Genomic DNA, 16,130 nt, shown 5'->3' with positions numbered 1-16,130 from the left:
ACGATACCTGCACGCGGCGCGAATGAGCGCTTCGCGCCGCGTGCACGATGCCGCGGCAACCATGGCCGCGTGGATACTCCGCCTGTCCCCGCCACGCCGCGCGCGTCGCGCTGGCGTCCCAGCCGCCCCGGCAAGCGTGGCCAGCGCTGGCTGGCGGCGGTCGGCCTGCTGCTTGCGGCCATCATCGTGCTGCTGTTGCTGTGGGACTGGAACTGGTTCAAGGGCCCGCTGGAGCGCATGGTGCAGGCGCGCACCGGCCGCGCCCTGCACATCGGCCATCTCGATGTCGACCTGGGCGGCACCACCACCATCGGCGCCGACCGCGTCAGCTTCGCCAATGCCAGGTGGGCGCAACGGCCGGACATGGCCCACGCCGACCGTGTCGAGATCGACCTGCGCCTGTGGCCATTGCTGCGCGGCAACGTGCGGCTGCCGGAAATACGCCTCCTCCGTCCCGACGTGCTGCTGCAGGCCGCTCCCCGGCACGGCGAACCCGGCAACTGGTCCTTCCCCGGCGGTGGCGGCGGCCAGCGGCTGCAGCTCAAACGGCTGCGCGTGGACGACGGCAGGCTGCGGTTCCTCGACGAAGCCGGCCGCACCGACATCCAGCTCGCCGTCCACAGCGGCGCGCCGAAGCAGGCCAATGCCGCACCACCGCTGCTGCTGGAAGGCGAGGGCCGCTGGCGCGGCGCTTCGTTCACCGTGCGCGGCGGCACCGAATCGCCGCTGGAACTGGCCGACAGCGACCATCCTTTCCGCCTCCACCTCGACGGCCATGCCGGCGCCACCCACGCCATCGCCAGCGGCACCCTGACCAACCCGTTCCAACTGCAGGTGTTCGACCTGCGGCTCCGCCTCAGCGGCAAGGACCTGGACGACCTGTATCCGCTTATCGGAATCGCCATGCCGTCGTCGCCGCCCTACCGCCTCGAAGGCTGGCTCAAGCGCGACCATGACCTCTGGCGCTACGGGAAATTCAGCGGGCAGGTGGGCGACAGCGATCTGGCCGGCGATGCGCAGATCGACGTGGCTGGCGAACGCCCGCGCCTGACCGCGGACCTGGTTTCGCGCCGGCTGGACTTCGACGATCTCGCCGGTTTCGTCGGCGCGCCCCCGAAAGCCGGCGCCGGCGAGACCGCCAATCCCGGGCAGAAGGCCAAAGCCACGGCGCTGGCGGCCAAACCCACCGTGTTGCCGGACACGCCCTACAACCTCGACAAACTGCGCGCGATGGACGCCGACGTGCGCTGGAAGGCGCATCGCATCGATTCGCCATCGTTGCCGCTGGACGACATGGACGCCCACCTGCTGCTCGACGCCGGCCTTCTACGACTGGAGCCGCTGAACTTCGGCGTCGCCGGCGGCACCATCCGCAGCAACCTCCGCATGGACGCACGGCAACCACGCATCACCACCGCGCTCGATGCCAGCGTGCGCGGCGTGCAGTTGGGCCAGCTGTTTCCCGACGCGCGGCTGGCCAGGCAGGCGTCCGGCGGCATCGGCGGCCAGTTGCGCCTGTCCGGAAACGGCAACTCCGTCGCCGCCATGCTCGGCAGCAGCGACGGCAGCGTGGCCATCGGCATGGGCCGCGGCCATATCGGCAACCTCCTGATGGAACTGGCCGGGCTGGACGTGGCCGAGTCGCTGAGGTTCCTGTTCACCGGCGACCGCCAGATTCCACTGCGCTGCGCCTTCGCCGACTTCGACGTGAAGGACGGGCGGATGCAGGCGAACGCGCTGGCCTTCGACACCACCGACACCCTGATCGTCGGCGAAGGCAGCATCGACCTCAGGCATGAGCGGCTGGACCTGCTGCTGCGGCCGCGCCCGAAGGATGTCAGCATCCTCGCGCTGCGCTCGCCGCTGCATATCGACGGCAGCTTCAAGGACCCGTCGTTCCGCCCCGATTTCAAGGCGCTGGGCCTGCGCGGCGCCGTCGCGCTGACGCTCGGCAGCATCGCGCCGCCGGCCGCGCTGCTTGCCCTGATCGAAACCGGGCCCGGCAAGGACGCGGACTGCGGCGGCCGCTACGCGAAGTAGCACCTCCGGCATGCCGGGGCGTCAGCCGCCGACGATGTACTGCTGCAGTTGCCCGAGTTCCTGGCGCTGCTGCTCGATCACCGCCTTGACCAGGTCGCCGATGGAAATCACCCCCAGCACGGCGTCGTCCTCCACCACCGGCAGGTGGCGGATGCGGCGGTCGGTCACCAGTTGCAGGCAGTGTTCCACCGTGGCCGCTGGCGTCACCGTGACCAGGTCGGCGGTCATGATCGATGCCACCGGCGTATCGCGCGAGGAGCGGTCGCGCAGCACGATCTTGCGCGCATAGTCGCGCTCGGAAAGGATGCCGGCCAGCCGCGCGCCATCCATCACCAGTACCGCGCCGATGCCCTTCTCGGCCATCAGGCGGATCGCATCGATCACCGCGCTCTGCGGCGCTACCGCATGGATCTCAGGGGACTTGGTCCCGAGCAACTGACGAACGGTCTGCATGGCGTTCTCCCTTGCTGGCGGATGCGTCCGATAGTGCCACGTCCGCCGGCCGCCAGGTGTCAACCAGGTACAGCGGCCGCTGCTTGGCCTCCATGTACAGGCGACCGAGGTATTCGCCGATCAGACCCAGTGCGATCAGCTGCACGCCGCCCAGGAACAGGATCACCGCCATCATCGTCGGCCAACCCGCGACGCGGTCGCCATACAGCGCCGCCTTGCCCACCACCCAGGCGCCAAAACCGAACGACGAGGCTGCGGTCAGCAATCCCAGATAGGTCGCCACGCGCAGCGGCGCGGTGGAAAAGCTGGTGATGCCTTCCAGCGCGAAGTTCCACAGCTTCCAGAAACCGAACTTGCTGCGCCCGGCCACGCGCGGCGCGCGGTGGTACGGCAGGGCTACCCGGCGGAAACCGATCCAGCCGAACAGGCCTTTCATGAAGCGCTGCCGCTCGCGCAGCTGCCGCAGCGCCGCCAGCGCGCGCGGCGACAGCAGGCGGAAGTCGCCGGTATCGGCAGGAATCGGCGTCTTCGACAATCGTCCTATCACCCGATAGAACGCGGCCGCGGTGGCACGCTTCAACCACCCTTCGCCATCGCGCGCCAGGCGCGTGCCGTAGACATCGTCATGGCCTTGCCGCCACAGCGCGACGAACTGCGCGATCAGCTCCGGCGGGTCCTGCCCGTCCGCGTCCAGGATCAGCGCCGCGCCTTCGTCCACCAGGTCCAGTCCCGCGGTGAGCGCGGCCTCCTTGCCGAAATTGCGCGACAGGCGCAGCGCCGCCACCAGCGGATCGGCCTCCGCCAACTGCTGCAGCAGCGACCAGGTCGCATCGGTGCTGCCGTCGTCCACGTACAGCATCCGACCATCGATGTCGGGCAGGCGCTCCAGCTCGGCGCGGATGCGCGGATGCAGCAACGGCAGGGCATCCTGTTCGTTGCAGGCGGCGATGACGATGGTCAGCCGTTCGCGGTTTGTCATGCGCGCATTCTACGGAAGATGGAACGCGGGCCCGGGCGCCTCCCGCGCAGGGCGCCTTCAGTCATCGCCCACGGCATAGCCGGAACCGCCGAGCTGCCGCGCCTGGCGCTGGATCCAGTCGGCGCGCCGCTGCACGAACGGACCGGGATTGGTCGCACTGTAGCGGCGCGGCGATGGCAGCACCGCGGCAAGGCGCGCGCTCTCGCCCGCCGACAACCGCGCCGCATCCTTGCGCCAGAACCGCTGCGACGCGGCCTGCACGCCATAGACGCCATCGCCGAACTCGGCGACGTTGGCATACATCTCCAGGATCCGCTGCTTCGGCCAGAGCGCTTCGATCAGCACCGTGTACCAGGCTTCCAGCCCCTTGCGCAGCCAACTGCGGCCCTGCCACAGGAACAGGTTCTTGGCGACCTGCTGGCTGATGGTGCTGCCGCCGCGCAGGCGCTTGCCACGGGCGTTGTGGTCCATCGCCTTCTCGATCGCCTCCAGGTCGAACCCGTTGTGCAGCGGGAAACGCTGGTCTTCCGCGGCCACCAGCGAGATCGGCACGCTGGCCGCCATCGCGTCCAGGTCGCGCCACTGGTAATGGATGCGGAACCCCCAATCGCCCTGCCCCCAGGCTTCGGCCTGCCGCAGCGCCATCACCGTGGAAAACGGCGGGTCGACGAACCGCAGCACCGCCACCTGCACGACACTGAACACCGCCAGCCCACAGGGCGTGATCCACAGCCAGCGCCGCCACCTGCGCCGCGGTCGCATCTTGCGCTTGTCCTGCTCCGTCCCCATCTGACTGCCCGACCCCATGAATCCCGACATCGGTGCATTATCCGGCACCGGCGTCCCCATACGTGCAGATTCCCATGACCGAAACGTCCGATCTCCTTGTCCGCTTCCTCCTGCCCGAGGCCGGCGTGCGCGGCGTCCATGTCCGGCTCTCCGAGAGCTGGCGCGAAATCCTGTCCCACGGCGGCTACCGGCCCTCGGCCATGCGCCTGCTGGGCGAGGCCTGCGTCGCCTCGGCCCTGTTCACCGGCCACATCAAGATCGACGGGCGGTTGTCGGTCCAGCTGCGCAGCAGCTCACCCCTGCGCACCCTGTTCGCCGAATGCACGTCCGCCGGCACCCTGCGCGGCATTGCCCAGGTCGAGGAAGGCCAGGATGCCCCGGCCGACCTGGCCCAGCTTGGCGAAGGCGCCCTGCTGGCCATCACCATCGAGAACCCTGGCCTGGACCCGCGCGAACCACAGCGCTACCAGAGCCTGGTGTCGCTGCAGGGCAACAGCCTGGACGAAGCGTTCGAGGACTATTTCCGCCATTCCGAGCAGTTGCCCACCCGCCTGCTGCTGGCCGCCGACGGCGAACACGCCGCCGGCCTGCTGCTGCAGAAGCTTCCCGGCGACCAGGGCGACGACGATGGCTGGGTCCGAGCCGGCGCCCTGTTCGACACGCTCGGACGCGACGAACTGCTCGCCGTGGCCGGTCCCGGGCTGCTGCACCGCCTGTTCCATGAGGAACACCCCGAGACGATGGGCGACAAGTCCCTGCGCTTCGGCTGCTCCTGCTCGCGGGAGCGGGTGATCGGCATGCTGCAGTCGCTGGGCGAGGAAGAAGCCCGCGCCGCCGCGGCCGACACCGGCCAGGTGGAGGTGCGTTGCGAGTTCTGCGGGCGCGAATATCACTTCCCTTTGACCGAATTCGGCGTATTGTTCGAAGTCACACCAGCCAGCCAGGCCGCTCCAGAGCGGCTGCAGTAACGGCACCGACGAGCTGCGTTCCGGGGAGGACGGAGTCTTGTTAAGAAAACATAAACAACATACGATCAGAACCTCACGCGCCGGGAACTTCCCGGCCTTGGCCCTGTCTGATTGAATCCATGAACGCCTTCCTGCGCCTGCCGCTAGCCTTGCTGATCGCCCTCGGGGTGGCCACGGGCGCGCATGCACAGAGCAAGCCGCGCGCCACACCGGACAGCACCGTGCTGCCGGTGTGGAACAAGGGCAGCGGCAAGGTCGAGGCGCTGCTGTATCTGGAGCCCACTGGCGAACAGATGGCCGGCGCGCGTTGGCACTTCGGCCGCAACTCCCTCGACGCCGCCTTCGGGCTGTCGTCCGGCGACTCGCTCGGCCTGCTGTGCAACAGCAGCCGCGGCAGCAGCATCAGCGGGCTGGCCAGCCACTGCATGCTCGCCAGCCTGGGCGACGACGATGACGCCGGCGCCGGCCGCCACCTGTCCGCGACCACGGCCTTCAACCGTCCCGGCGGGCGCATCGGCCTGAGCGCAGGCACCGGCCGCGACACGCTGCCGGCCTGGCTGTCCGGCAACACCCGCGCGCCTGCAGCGCGCATGGAACAGAACGACCTGACCGTCTTCGGCCAGAAGAACATCGGCCGCGAAGGCTTCGTCTCCATCGGCGGCACCTACGCCAAGGCCCGCCTCGTCCCGCTGAGCGACGCTTCGCCCGCCCTCGTCGATCAATGGGACAGCAAGAGCCTGAGCATCGGCGGCGGCTATGGCCCCTTCAGCGCCAACATCATCGGCCGCGTCGTCGACGCCCCGGGCCAGGCGGGCAAGTGGGAAGGCATCGGCCTGGGCCTGACCTGGCGTACCCCGTGGAGCGGCCAGCTCACCGTGGGCGCCGAGAACGTCATCACCCGCGGCAAGAATCCCTTCTCGCCCCGCAACGAGAGCAACGACGAGGGAGCCATTCCCTACGTCCGGTACGAGCAGGACCTGTAAGGCTCCTCCATCCCCGAAAAATCACCAGAACGCCTCCGCAAGGAGGCGTTTTTGTTGCGCTTGCAACAATACTTTGCCGTATTTCACCAAATTCATGCAATTCATTAACGAAGCTTTAATTTCAGAAGAGACGGAAGTACTATCCGATCAGCCTCGCGGCTTTGGGACCGCATCTTTCGTTCCCACCCGCGCAGGTGATTCCACTTGTAACTACCAAGATCACTTGGAGAGAGAGCCCATGTATTGCAAGTCCAACAAGCTGCGTGACGCAGTGGTGCTGGCCCTGGTTGCAGGCGCCGCCGGCACCACCGGCACTGCCTTCGCCCAGGACAACAGCGGTGCCACCAACCTCGACCGCATCGAAGTCACCGGTTCGCGCATCCGCCAGGTTGACGTCGAAACCGCCCAGCCGGTCCTGACCATCTCCCGCGCCGAAATCGAGAACCAGGGCTTCAGCTCCGTCGCCGACATCCTGCAGAACATCTCCGCAGCCGGCAGCCCGTCGTTCAGCCGCGCCTCGCCGCTGACCTCCAACCAGGAAGCCGGTGGTCAGTACATCGACCTGCGCAACCTGGGCGCCCAGCGCACCCTCGTGCTGGTCAATGGCAAGCGCCTGGGCATCAGCCCGGCCGGCTACCAGGATATTTCCTCCATTCCGTCCGTCATCGTCGAGCGCATCGAAGTCCTGAAGGACGGCGCCTCCGCGATCTACGGCTCCGACGCGATGGCGGGCGTGATCAACATCATCACCCGCAAGAACTTCGACGGCGCCGAAGCCAACGTCTACACCGGCCAGTACAGCGAGGGCGACGGCCAGAAGCAGACCTACGACTTCATGGTGGGCTTCTCGGGCGAACGCGGCTCGGTCACCATGGGCGCCGAATACCACAAGGAAGACCCGGTGTGGGCGCGTAACCGCTGGTACACCGCTGAAGCCGACCCGCGCGATCCGGGCGGCAACAACACCACCGTTGGCCAGTGGGGCAACTGGCGCCCGTCGGGCACCAGCGGCGCGTGGCAGGCCCCGAACCGCGGCGGCAGCGCGATCGGCGCGGGCAGCTTCCACCCGCAGAATAGCGATGACACCAGCAACTCCATCGATCAGATGCAGCTGCTGACTCCGCTGGAGCGCCGCTCGCTGTTCGTCAATACGAGCTACGACATCACCGACAACGTCCGCTTCACCAGCGACATCGGCTATACCAAGCGCTCGTCGAACCGCCAGATCGCTGGTTATCCGCTGCAGTCCACGGCCGTCGGCGCCCCGATGTCGAAGGACAGCTACTTCAACCCGACCGGTGGCACCAGCGCCGTGGACTGGCGTCGTCGCGGCTGGGAAATCCCGCGCACCACCGATACCGACCAGACCACCTGGCGCTTCACCGCCGCACTTGAAGGCTCCTTCGAGATCGGCGAGCGCTATTTCGACTGGGACGCCKGCTACATGTTCAATGAAGCCGACACCAGTATCATCAACAACGGCAACTTCTATGTCCCGGCGGTCAAGGCTGCCGTGGGTCCGTCGTTCAAGGACCCGACCACGGGCAAGATCGTCTGCGGCACGCCGGGCAAGGTGATCGCCGGCTGCACGCCGTGGAACCCGTTTGCCGGCTTCGGCACCGGCGTCGTGGAGAATTCGCTGGACGACCCGGCCGTGCGCAACTTCCTGTTCAAGGAAGAGCATGCCGTCGGCAAGACCAAGACGCACGACTACTTCGTCAACGTCGCTGGTTCGATCATGACCCTGCCGGCCGGCGATCTGGGCTTCGCGCTGGGCTATGAACACCGCAAGGAAGAAGGCGGCTTCACGCCGGACGCCATCGCCCAGTCCGGCGACTCGACCAACCTGGCCTCGGGCCCGACCTATGGTTCGTACAAGGTCGACGAAGGCTACCTGGAACTGAACGTACCGGTCCTGGCCGACCTGCCGGGCGCCAAGGAACTGACCTTCAACGCGGCTACGCGCTACTCGAAGTTCGATACCTTCGGCAACACCACCAACAACAAGTTTGGCCTGAAGTGGCGTCCGATGGACGACCTGCTAGTGCGCGCCACCTACGCTGAAGGCTTCCGCGCTCCGACCATCGGCAACCTGTATGGCGGCGGCTCGCAGACCTTCGCAACCGGCTTCCAGGACCCGTGCGACGTTGTTTACGGCAAGGCCGCCAACTCAGCGCGCTGCCTGAAGGACGTTGGCGCGAACTTCCGCCAGCTGAAGCAGGGCTTCGTGCCGATCACCGGCCCGAACGGCAATCAGACTCCGATCCCGTTCGTTTCCGGCTCCAATCCGAACCTGCTGCCGGAAACCTCCACCTCCAAGACCGTTGGCCTGGTGTACAGCCCGCAGTTTGTGCAGGGTCTGACCATGGCGCTGGACTGGTGGCAGGTGCGCATCGACGACACTGTCGTGTCCGACTCGCCCAACAACATCATGAATGACTGCTATGTCAATCTGATCGAGTCGCGTTGCGCCATGTTCAAGCGTGACCCGGCCCAGGGCAACATCGTCAGCGACCTGACATATGGCACGCGTAACGCCGGTTACTACCTGACCGAAGGCTTCGACTTCGATGCCACGTACGCGCTGGACACCGATTGGGGCCGTTTCAGCGCCAAGTGGGCCACCACCTACGTCAGCAAGTTCGAGATCAAGAGCACCAACGACAAGGACGCCAAGCCGAGCCAGGCCAATGGCTTCGAGGACTACTTCCGCATCCGTTCCAACCTGAGCCTGGGCTGGAGCAAGGGCGACTGGGCCGCCAACTACGGCGTGCGTTACTACTCCAGCACCAAGGAAGACTGCTCCTACGACGACATCTGTTCGGATCCGAACTACTTCAGCCCGACCGCCAACAAGATCCTCCCGCAGAACCGCCTGGGCGCCGTCACGTTCCACGACGTGCAGGTCTCCTGGCAGGCTCCGTGGAATGCGCGCATCGCCATCGGTGCGAACAACGTGTTCAACCGCGTTGGTCCGATCATGTACAGCCAGGGCGCGTCTAACTTCTCGTACTACGGCGGTTTCGACACCGGCCGCTTCCTGTACCTGAAGTACAACCAGAAGTTCTGATCGGCTGATTGATCAGTGTGTGAAACAACGGCCCCGGAAGGGGCCGTTGTCTTTTGCACGGGGCGCGGCCCCCGAACGGAACGCATGAAAAAGCCGCGGCATGCGCGGCTGTTTTTCAATGGACGTCAACGTCCACCTCTCACCCGTTCGGAATCAACGTCTCGATCACATGCTCGACGTAGGACTCGAACTCCTCGCGCGCCTGCTTCGGTTGTTGCAGCTGCAGGGAAAGCTGCAGGAAGCCCACGTAAGCCGCATAGGCCAGGCGTGCGCGGTGGCGGGCGTCGGTGGAACTCAGCCCGGCCTGGCGGAACGAGGCCATCAGGTAGTCCAGGCGGCGCTGCGAGACGCGGTCGATCACCGGGCGCACCAGCGGGTTGTCCAGCGCCTTGAGCAGTTCGCTGTAGATGACATGCGGCGTCACTTCGTGCGCGACGAGCTGGAACAGCGCGCGCAGGCGGGTGCGCGGATCGGGCACTTCCTCCAGGCTGCCGAACACCTGCTGCTGCTCGACCAGCTCCCAGCGCTCCAGCGCGGCCTGCAACAGGGCGTCGCGGGACGGGAAATGCCAGTAGAAGCTGCCCTTGGTGACGCCGAGGCGGCGGGCCAGCGGCTCCACTGCGACGGCGCTGACACCCTGCTCCGCGATCAGGTCCAGGGCCGCCTGGGCCCAGTCGTCCGCGCTGAGGCGGCTGTTGCGCGTACCGCGGGTTTCCGCCGGGGAAGCTGAAGATTCGTTCATCCGCTGATTTAACCATACGCCGGGGACTGGTTGCAGTATGCGTCGCGCCAATGCCCCGCGCGACCGCCCATGGATGCCCGCCAAAGCCATGGCAGACAAGGCATCCCAATCCATACCCATCAGTATTGACAAGCGCAGCCGCGAATCCATACCATCGAGTACGGTTCCATCTTCGTGACCCTCGCATGCATGCGCAAGACATCCGGCTGGAAGGTGCCCATGGCATCGGACTGGCCGCCTCGAAAACCACCGGAAGCAGGCCGCCGATCCTGTTCGCGCATGGCTTCGGCCAGACCCGCGGCGCGTGGACGGCAACCGCCGAGGCGCTCCATGCCGCCGGCCATGCCACGCTGGCCTTCGATGCGCGCGGCCATGGCGGCTCGGACTGGAATCCGGCCGACCTGCCGTATCACGGCGAACAGTTCACCGACGACCTGATCATCGTCGCCGGCGAACTGCCGCGGCCGCCCGTACTGGTCGCCGCGTCGATGGGCGGGCTGTTCGGGCTGATGGCCGAAGCGCGCTGGCCCGGCCTGTTCGCGGCGATGGTGCTGGTGGACATCACCCCGCGCTGGGAAACACGGGGTGTCGAACGCATCCTGGCCTTCATGAGCGCGCATCCGGAAGGCTTCGCCTCGCTGGAAGCCGCCGCCGACAGCATCGCCGCCTACATGCCGCACCGCCCGCGCAAGAGCGAGGACGCGCTGCGCGCCCTTCTGCGTCCCAACGGCGACGGCCGCTGGAGCTGGCACTGGGATCCGCGGCTGGTGGAAGAACTGGCGCGCGACAGCGAGCAGCACCAGGACGCCATCGCCGAGGCCGCGCGCCGCGTCGAATGCCCGGTGCTGCTGGTCAGCGGTGGCCGCAGCGACCTGGTCACGCCGCAGACCGTGGCCGAATTCCTGGCGCTGGTGCCGCATGCGCGGCACGTGCATCTGCCCGACGCCACGCATATGGTGGCAGGCGATGACAACGACGCGTTTACCGCCGCCGTGTTGAACTATCTGGACGCGCTCTCCCCGGCTTCCGCCGCAGCGTCCGCCCGTACCGAGCACGTTACCGGAGCAAGTCCATGAGTATTGTCGTTCCCTTCCTGGCCCTGCTGCTGGCAGGCGCCTTCGTCGCCTACCACCGCATGCGGCTGGTCACCTGGACGGTGATCGGCGTCGTGCTGCTGGGCATCTGCTGGCTCGCTGGCGTCGACCAGACCGCGGTCATCGTCGCCGCGGCGATCCTGGCGCTGGTCAGCGCGCTGGTGCTGCTGCCGTTCCTGCGCAAGCCGCTGATCACCTCGCCGTTCATGGGCGTGTTCCGCAAGGTACTGCCGCCGCTGTCCAAGACCGAGCGCATCGCACTGGAAACCGGCTCGGTCGGCTTCGAGGGCGAATTGTTCACCGGCGACCCGGACTGGCAGAAGCTGCTGGACTACCCCAAGCCGCAGCTCACCGCCGAGGAACAGGCCTTCCTCGATGGCCCCGTCGAAGAGCTGTGCAGGATGGTCAACGACTGGGAAATCACCCATGTCCATGCCGACCTGCCGCCGGAGCTGTGGGCCTTCATCAAGAAGAACAGGTTCTTCGGCATGATCATCCCCAAGCAGTACGGCGGCCTGGGTTTCTCCGCGCTGGCGCACCACAAGGTGATCCAGAAGCTGGCCTCCATTTCCAGCGTGGTCAGTTCCACCGTCGGTGTGCCCAATTCGCTGGGGCCGGGTGAGCTGCTCAACCACTACGGCACGCAGGAGCAGAAGGACTACTACCTGCCGCGCCTGGCCGAAGGCATCGAAGTGCCCTGCTTCGGCCTGACCGGCCCGTTCGCCGGCTCCGACGCCACCTCCATCCCCGACTTCGGCATCGTCTGCAGGGGCATGTGGAAGGGCGAGGAGGTGCTGGGCCTGAAGCTGACCTTCGACAAGCGCTACATCACCCTGGCCCCGGTGGCCACGCTGATCGGCATGGCCTTCCGCATGTATGACCCGGACGGCCTGCTCGGCGACACCAAGGACATCGGCATCACCCTGGCACTGCTGCCGCGTGACACTGACGGCGTTGAAATCGGCCGCCGCCACTTCCCGCTGAACTCGACCTTCCAGAACGGCCCGATCCGCGGCAAGGATGTCTTCATCCCGCTGACCCAGCTGATCGGCGGCGCCGAGAAGCGTGGCCTGGGCTGGAACATGCTCAACGAGTGCCTGGCCGTCGGCCGCTCCATCACTCTGCCCTCCACCGCGTCGGGCGGTGCCAAGGCCGGCGCGGTGGTGACCGGTGCCTATGCGCGCATCCGCAAGCAGTTCGGCCTGTCGGTCGGCCGCTTCGAGGGCGTGGAGGAGGCCCTGGCCCGCATCGGCGGCAAGGCCTACAAGATCAGTGCGCTGTCACAGGCCACGGCCGCGGCGGTGGACCGCGGCGACGTGCCGTCGGTACCGTCGGCCATTGCCAAGTACCACTGCACCAACATGAGCCGCGAAGTCATCTCCGATGTGATGGACGTGATCGGCGGCAAGGGCATCATCCTGGGGCCGCGCAACTTCGCCGGCCGCAGCTGGCAGGCCGCGCCGATCGCCATCACGGTGGAAGGCGCCAACATCATGACCCGCAGCCTGCTGATCTTCGGCCAGGGTGCGATCCTCTGCCACCCGTGGGTGCTGAAGGAAATGAAGGCCGCGCAGGACGAAGACCGCGCAGCCGGTCTGCGCGAGTTCGACCAGGCGCTGTTCGGCCACGTCCGCTTCGGTATCTCCAACGCCGTGCGCTCGCTGTGGTTCGGCCTGACCGGCGCTCGCTTCGGCGCCGCACCGGGCGACGCCTACACCCGCCGCTATTTCCGCAAGCTGGACCGCTATTCGGCCAACCTTGCACTGATGGCTGACATCTCGATGATGACCCTGGGCGGCAAGCTGAAGTTCAAGGAGTCGCTGTCCGGCCGCCTGGGTGATGTGCTCAGCCACATCTACATGACCAGCGCGATGCTCAAGCGCTACCACGACGAAGGCGCGCCGACCGCCGACCAGCCGCTGCTGGCCTGGGCGTTCCACGACAGCGTGCACCGCATCGAGGAGTCGCTGTCGGCGGCGCTGCGCAACTTCCCGATCCGTCCGATCGGCTGGCTGATGTGGGCGCTGATCTTCCCGTTCGGCCGCCGCGCCGAGGCCCCGGGCGACCGCCTGAGCCGCCGCGTCGCCGCCACCCTGATGTCGCCCAACGAAGCCCGCGACCGCCTGGCGCAGGGCGTGTTCCTGACCCCGTGCGAGAACAACCCGGGCGGCCGCATCGCCAGCTATCTGACCAAGGCGGTCATGGCCGAGCCGGTGGAGCGCAAGTTCCTCAAGGCGCTCAAGACCAAGGGCATCGAGGCGCTCACCTTCCCCGCGCAGCTGGACGAGGCGGTAGCCGAGGGCGTCATCACCCAGGACGAGCGCACCCTGCTGGAAGAACTGCGCGCGATCACCCTGGACACGATCACCGTGGACGATTTCGAACCGCACGAACTGCGCGCGGCCTCGTACTACGACCGCCAAGGCCAGCAGCCCTCGCAGGTCGCCTGAGTCCAGGCAGCCATCGGCAACCGGAAACGGCGGGCGCAGGCCCGCCGTTTCTTTTCAGGAGGAAGGCATGACCGCTCCATTGCTCTCGCTCTACCGGCGCCTGTCGCGCTGGCCCTGCGGCCGCTGGCTGTTCGCGCGCGCGGTGTGCTTCAAGGCGCCCTACTTCGCCAGCATCTCCCCGCGCATCACCCTGCTCGAGGCCGGCCGCTGCGAAGGCACGCTCGCCGACCGCCGCAGGGTGCGCAACCACATCGGCACGGTGCATGCGATCGCGCTGTGCAACCTGGCCGAACTCACCGCCGGGCTGATGGTCGATGCCTCGCTGCCGGCCGACATGCGCTGGATTCCCAAGGGCATGGACGTGCGCTACCAGGCCAAGGCGCGTGGCACCCTGAAGGCGGTGGCCGTGCCGGAGCGCTTCATCGCCAGCGCCACGACCGGTTACGAACTGCCGGTGCGGGTCGGTATCCACGATGCCGCGGGTACCGAAGTATTCGTCGCCCGCATCGCGATGTGGGTGTCGCCGCGCCGCGGGAACGGATGAGCCATGGAGGGCGCCGAACTGCTGGTACGCCTGGGTGGCGTGCACAGCCTGGGTTTCGCGGCGTTCCATCTGGGCTTCTGGGAGCTGTTCGACTGGAAGCACGACCTCGCCCGCAACAGCCCGGCCAACCGCGCGATCATGCAGATCCTCAATCTGCGCTGGTCTACGTGTTCCTTGGCATGGGCGCGGTGTCGCTGGCCTTCGCCCGCGAGCTGCCGGCCACGCCGCTGGGGCGGGCGCTGCTGGGATTCATGGCGCTGTTCTGGCTGGGACGCGGCGTGGAGCAGTTCATGTTCCTGCGCATCGACGATTGGCGCGTACACCTGCTGAGCGCCCTGTTCGCGCTGGGGATGGCGCTGTATGCGGTGCCGCTGTGGCTGCTCTGGTGAGCATCCCTCGACGCCCGCCAGGCTCCAGCATCAGGCCGAAGGTCGCGCTTCCTGCGCCGACACGCCCTCGGGACGGCGCGACAGACGCCAGCCGATGCTGGCGGCGACCACCGCCGCGGTCGCGCTGACGCCGGCGAAACCGGCAGCGCCTACCCCAAGCAGGCGCAGCCAGTTCATGCCCAGGGCGATGGACATGTCGCCGAACCGCCATACTGCGGTATCCACCGCGTTCTGTCCCTTGTAGCGCACGTTGCGCGGCACGCGCGTGTACAGGCTGTGCCGCGCCGGCTCGGCCATGCCATAGGCCAGGCCGCGGCTGACGATCAGCGCGATCGCCACGGCCGGCATGCCCAGCAGCACCGGCGCATGCGGATCGTGCGCAAACAGCACCAGCGCCAGCGCGCAGACGCTGACCAGCGCCCAGATCATGATGACGATGCCCGGCCCCTTCCTCGGCAGCAGCCAGCGGGTCAGGGTGAGCTGGGTGATGGCGGTCAGCACGTTGCCGGCCAGGTCGATGTTGGCGGCGAAGCGCGTGCGCGCCACCGCATCGGCGAACGTAGCGCCGGAATAGTCGGTGACCAGCGCGTAGTTCACCGTTCCGATGCCGTCGGCCAGCAACAGCAGGATCGACATGTTGCGGATGAACGGGTCGGCGAACACCTGCTTGAGCCCGTCGAACATGCCGCCGCCGACCGCCGCCTCATTGCCTGGCTCATTCCGGCGCGCTCCGTGCCGCCGCGCCCAGCGCCCGAGCGCGACCACGCAGCCCAGTGCCAGGCACAGCAATGCCGCCGACACCACCAGCAGCGGCGCCACGCCGATCACGCCGACCAGCGAACGGGTCAGCATCGGCCCGGTGACCGCGCCTACCGTGCCGGCCACCGCGATGACCGGGAACAGGCGCCGCGACTGTTCGCTGTCCCAGATGTCGGACATGAAGCTCCAGAACACCGACACCACGAACAGGTTGAACACGCTGACCCAGACGAAGAACATCACGCCCAGCGTCTTCGGTGCCAGCAGGTCCGGCCACGCGAACAGCGGCACGAAGCCGATCAGGCAGGCGATGAAGAACACGTAGACCACCGGCATGACCACCCGGCGCGGCCAGCGCGTGACCAGCGCGCCGAACAACGGCGACAGCAGCAGGGTGCCGATGAAGGTGGCGCCATAGAACCACGGCAACTGGGTCGAGCCGACGGCGGCGGCCAGCTGCTCGCGCAGCGGGCGGATCACGTAGTACGCGGCCAGCACACAAAAGAAATAGGCGAAGGACAGCGCGACTGCCAGCCGCTCCCCCGTATGTACCCTGCCCTGACCGGACCGCATCGGCCTGTATCCCTTGCAACGAAGCGCGCAAGGTATCCGATGCACTGCAACATCGCCAGTGCGCGCGGACTTGAAACGCCGCCATTGCGGACCTCCTGCCATGGCGCCGGCAGCATCCACTGCAGCACGCGCTGGACGGTCCACTGCAGAGACCGGCGCCGCCAACGGCCGCCACTTCGACTGCCAACGACAAAAATCAGCAATATCAACGCGATGCCCATTCATCTTGCTCCTGTTTGTGCAATCGCGAAGAGCGGCGCTAGAATCGCCGACAGCCTTAGCTAGCAGGCATCGATC

At 67.2% G+C, this 16,130-nt stretch carries 13 protein-coding genes; 8 read left to right on the top strand and 5 right to left on the bottom strand.

Annotation, left to right across the window (positions count from 1 at the left end):
* Positions 1–69 precede the first annotated feature (69 nt).
* Positions 70–2,040, top strand: a complete 1,971-nt coding sequence (locus AC1DGW_RS09680; RefSeq protein ID WP_478022191.1) for an AsmA family protein — start codon at positions 70–72, stop codon at positions 2,038–2,040.
* 21 nt (positions 2,041–2,061) lie between these two features.
* Here AC1DGW_RS09680 and AC1DGW_RS09675 read toward each other — a convergent pair whose 3' ends face one another.
* From AC1DGW_RS09675 to mtgA, 3 genes are read right to left on the bottom strand one after another with little or no spacing between them, the layout of a single operon-like run.
* Positions 2,062–2,493 carry a CBS domain-containing protein gene (locus AC1DGW_RS09675; protein ID WP_478022189.1) on the bottom strand — a complete coding sequence of 144 codons (432 nt, stop codon included), beginning with the start codon at positions 2,491–2,493 and terminating at the stop codon, positions 2,062–2,064.
* The gene (locus AC1DGW_RS09670) at positions 2,453–3,472 is read right to left on the bottom strand and encodes a glycosyltransferase family 2 protein (protein WP_478022187.1); all 1,020 of its coding nucleotides are present in this window, start codon (positions 3,470–3,472) and stop codon (positions 2,453–2,455) included. The genes AC1DGW_RS09675 and AC1DGW_RS09670 overlap by 41 nt, the downstream gene beginning before the upstream one ends.
* A 57-nt stretch (positions 3,473–3,529) precedes the next feature.
* On the bottom strand, positions 3,530–4,234 hold the full coding sequence (mtgA, locus tag AC1DGW_RS09665; protein ID WP_478022185.1) for a monofunctional biosynthetic peptidoglycan transglycosylase: 705 nt from the start codon (positions 4,232–4,234) through the stop codon (positions 3,530–3,532).
* A 101-nt stretch (positions 4,235–4,335) separates the two neighbouring features.
* Here mtgA and hslO point away from each other — a divergent pair, with 101 nt between their 5' ends.
* The 3 genes from hslO (at position 4,336) to AC1DGW_RS09650 (ending at position 9,282) form a co-directional block, all read left to right on the top strand.
* Complete coding sequence (gene hslO, locus AC1DGW_RS09660) at positions 4,336–5,229, top strand: Hsp33 family molecular chaperone HslO (RefSeq protein ID WP_478022183.1); 894 nt, start codon at positions 4,336–4,338, stop codon at positions 5,227–5,229.
* A gap of 119 nt (positions 5,230–5,348) precedes the next feature.
* Positions 5,349–6,212 (top strand): XOO1806 family protein, encoded by an 864-nt coding sequence (locus tag AC1DGW_RS09655; protein ID WP_478022181.1) that lies wholly within the window; start codon positions 5,349–5,351, stop codon positions 6,210–6,212.
* 238 nt (positions 6,213–6,450) lie between these two features.
* Positions 6,451–9,282, top strand: a complete 2,832-nt coding sequence (locus AC1DGW_RS09650) for a TonB-dependent receptor (RefSeq protein WP_478022179.1) — start codon at positions 6,451–6,453, stop codon at positions 9,280–9,282.
* Positions 9,283–9,421: 139 nt separating this feature from the next.
* Here AC1DGW_RS09650 and AC1DGW_RS09645 read toward each other — a convergent pair whose 3' ends face one another.
* A complete protein-coding gene (locus AC1DGW_RS09645) occupies positions 9,422–10,024 on the bottom strand; it encodes a TetR/AcrR family transcriptional regulator (protein WP_478022176.1) in 603 nt (200 codons plus the stop codon).
* 185 nt (positions 10,025–10,209) lie between these two features.
* Between AC1DGW_RS09645 and AC1DGW_RS09640 the strand changes: the two genes are divergently transcribed.
* The 4 genes from AC1DGW_RS09640 to AC1DGW_RS09625 all read left to right on the top strand — a co-directional run bounded on the left by AC1DGW_RS09640 (position 10,210) and on the right by AC1DGW_RS09625 (position 14,501).
* Positions 10,210–11,100 carry an alpha/beta fold hydrolase gene (locus AC1DGW_RS09640; protein WP_478022173.1) on the top strand — a complete coding sequence of 297 codons (891 nt, stop codon included), beginning with the start codon at positions 10,210–10,212 and terminating at the stop codon, positions 11,098–11,100.
* On the top strand, positions 11,097–13,568 hold the full coding sequence (locus AC1DGW_RS09635; protein ID WP_478022171.1) for an acyl-CoA dehydrogenase: 2,472 nt from the start codon (positions 11,097–11,099) through the stop codon (positions 13,566–13,568). Before AC1DGW_RS09640 ends, AC1DGW_RS09635 begins: the two co-directional genes overlap by 4 nt.
* 67 nt (positions 13,569–13,635) lie before the next feature.
* On the top strand, positions 13,636–14,112 hold the full coding sequence (locus tag AC1DGW_RS09630; protein WP_478022167.1) for a hotdog fold domain-containing protein: 477 nt from the start codon (positions 13,636–13,638) through the stop codon (positions 14,110–14,112).
* Between the two features lie 167 nt (positions 14,113–14,279).
* Positions 14,280–14,501, top strand: a complete 222-nt coding sequence (locus AC1DGW_RS09625; protein WP_478022164.1) for a hypothetical protein — start codon at positions 14,280–14,282, stop codon at positions 14,499–14,501.
* Positions 14,502–14,531: 30 nt separating this feature from the next.
* Here AC1DGW_RS09625 and AC1DGW_RS09620 read toward each other — a convergent pair whose 3' ends face one another.
* Positions 14,532–15,833 (bottom strand): NTP/NDP exchange transporter, encoded by a 1,302-nt coding sequence (locus tag AC1DGW_RS09620; protein WP_478022161.1) that lies wholly within the window; start codon positions 15,831–15,833, stop codon positions 14,532–14,534.
* Positions 15,834–16,130: the final 297 nt, after the last annotated feature.

Source organism: Stenotrophomonas sp. 05N423 (genome assembly GCF_056397145.1).
Note: the sequence above shows the minus strand (reverse complement) of the source record. Positions and strands in the feature narration are given on the sequence as shown.

Excerpts from the sequence above, each read along its gene's own strand:
- AC1DGW_RS09675 (WP_478022189.1), bottom strand. The coding sequence starts at position 2,493 with ATGCAGACCGTTCGTCAGTTGCTCGGGACCAAGTCCCCTGAGATCCAT.
- AC1DGW_RS09670 (WP_478022187.1), bottom strand. The coding sequence starts at position 3,472 with ATGACAAACCGCGAACGGCTGACCATCGTCATCGCCGCCTGCAACGAA.
- mtgA (WP_478022185.1), bottom strand. The coding sequence starts at position 4,234 with ATGCGACCGCGGCGCAGGTGGCGGCGCTGGCTGTGGATCACGCCCTGT.
- hslO (WP_478022183.1), top strand. The coding sequence starts at position 4,336 with ATGACCGAAACGTCCGATCTCCTTGTCCGCTTCCTCCTGCCCGAGGCC.
- AC1DGW_RS09655 (WP_478022181.1), top strand. The coding sequence starts at position 5,349 with ATGAACGCCTTCCTGCGCCTGCCGCTAGCCTTGCTGATCGCCCTCGGG.
- AC1DGW_RS09645 (WP_478022176.1), bottom strand. The coding sequence starts at position 10,024 with ATGAACGAATCTTCAGCTTCCCCGGCGGAAACCCGCGGTACGCGCAAC.
- AC1DGW_RS09640 (WP_478022173.1), top strand. The coding sequence starts at position 10,210 with ATGCATGCGCAAGACATCCGGCTGGAAGGTGCCCATGGCATCGGACTG.
- AC1DGW_RS09635 (WP_478022171.1), top strand. The coding sequence starts at position 11,097 with ATGAGTATTGTCGTTCCCTTCCTGGCCCTGCTGCTGGCAGGCGCCTTC.
- AC1DGW_RS09630 (WP_478022167.1), top strand. The coding sequence starts at position 13,636 with ATGACCGCTCCATTGCTCTCGCTCTACCGGCGCCTGTCGCGCTGGCCC.
- AC1DGW_RS09620 (WP_478022161.1), bottom strand. The coding sequence starts at position 15,833 with ATGCGGTCCGGTCAGGGCAGGGTACATACGGGGGAGCGGCTGGCAGTC.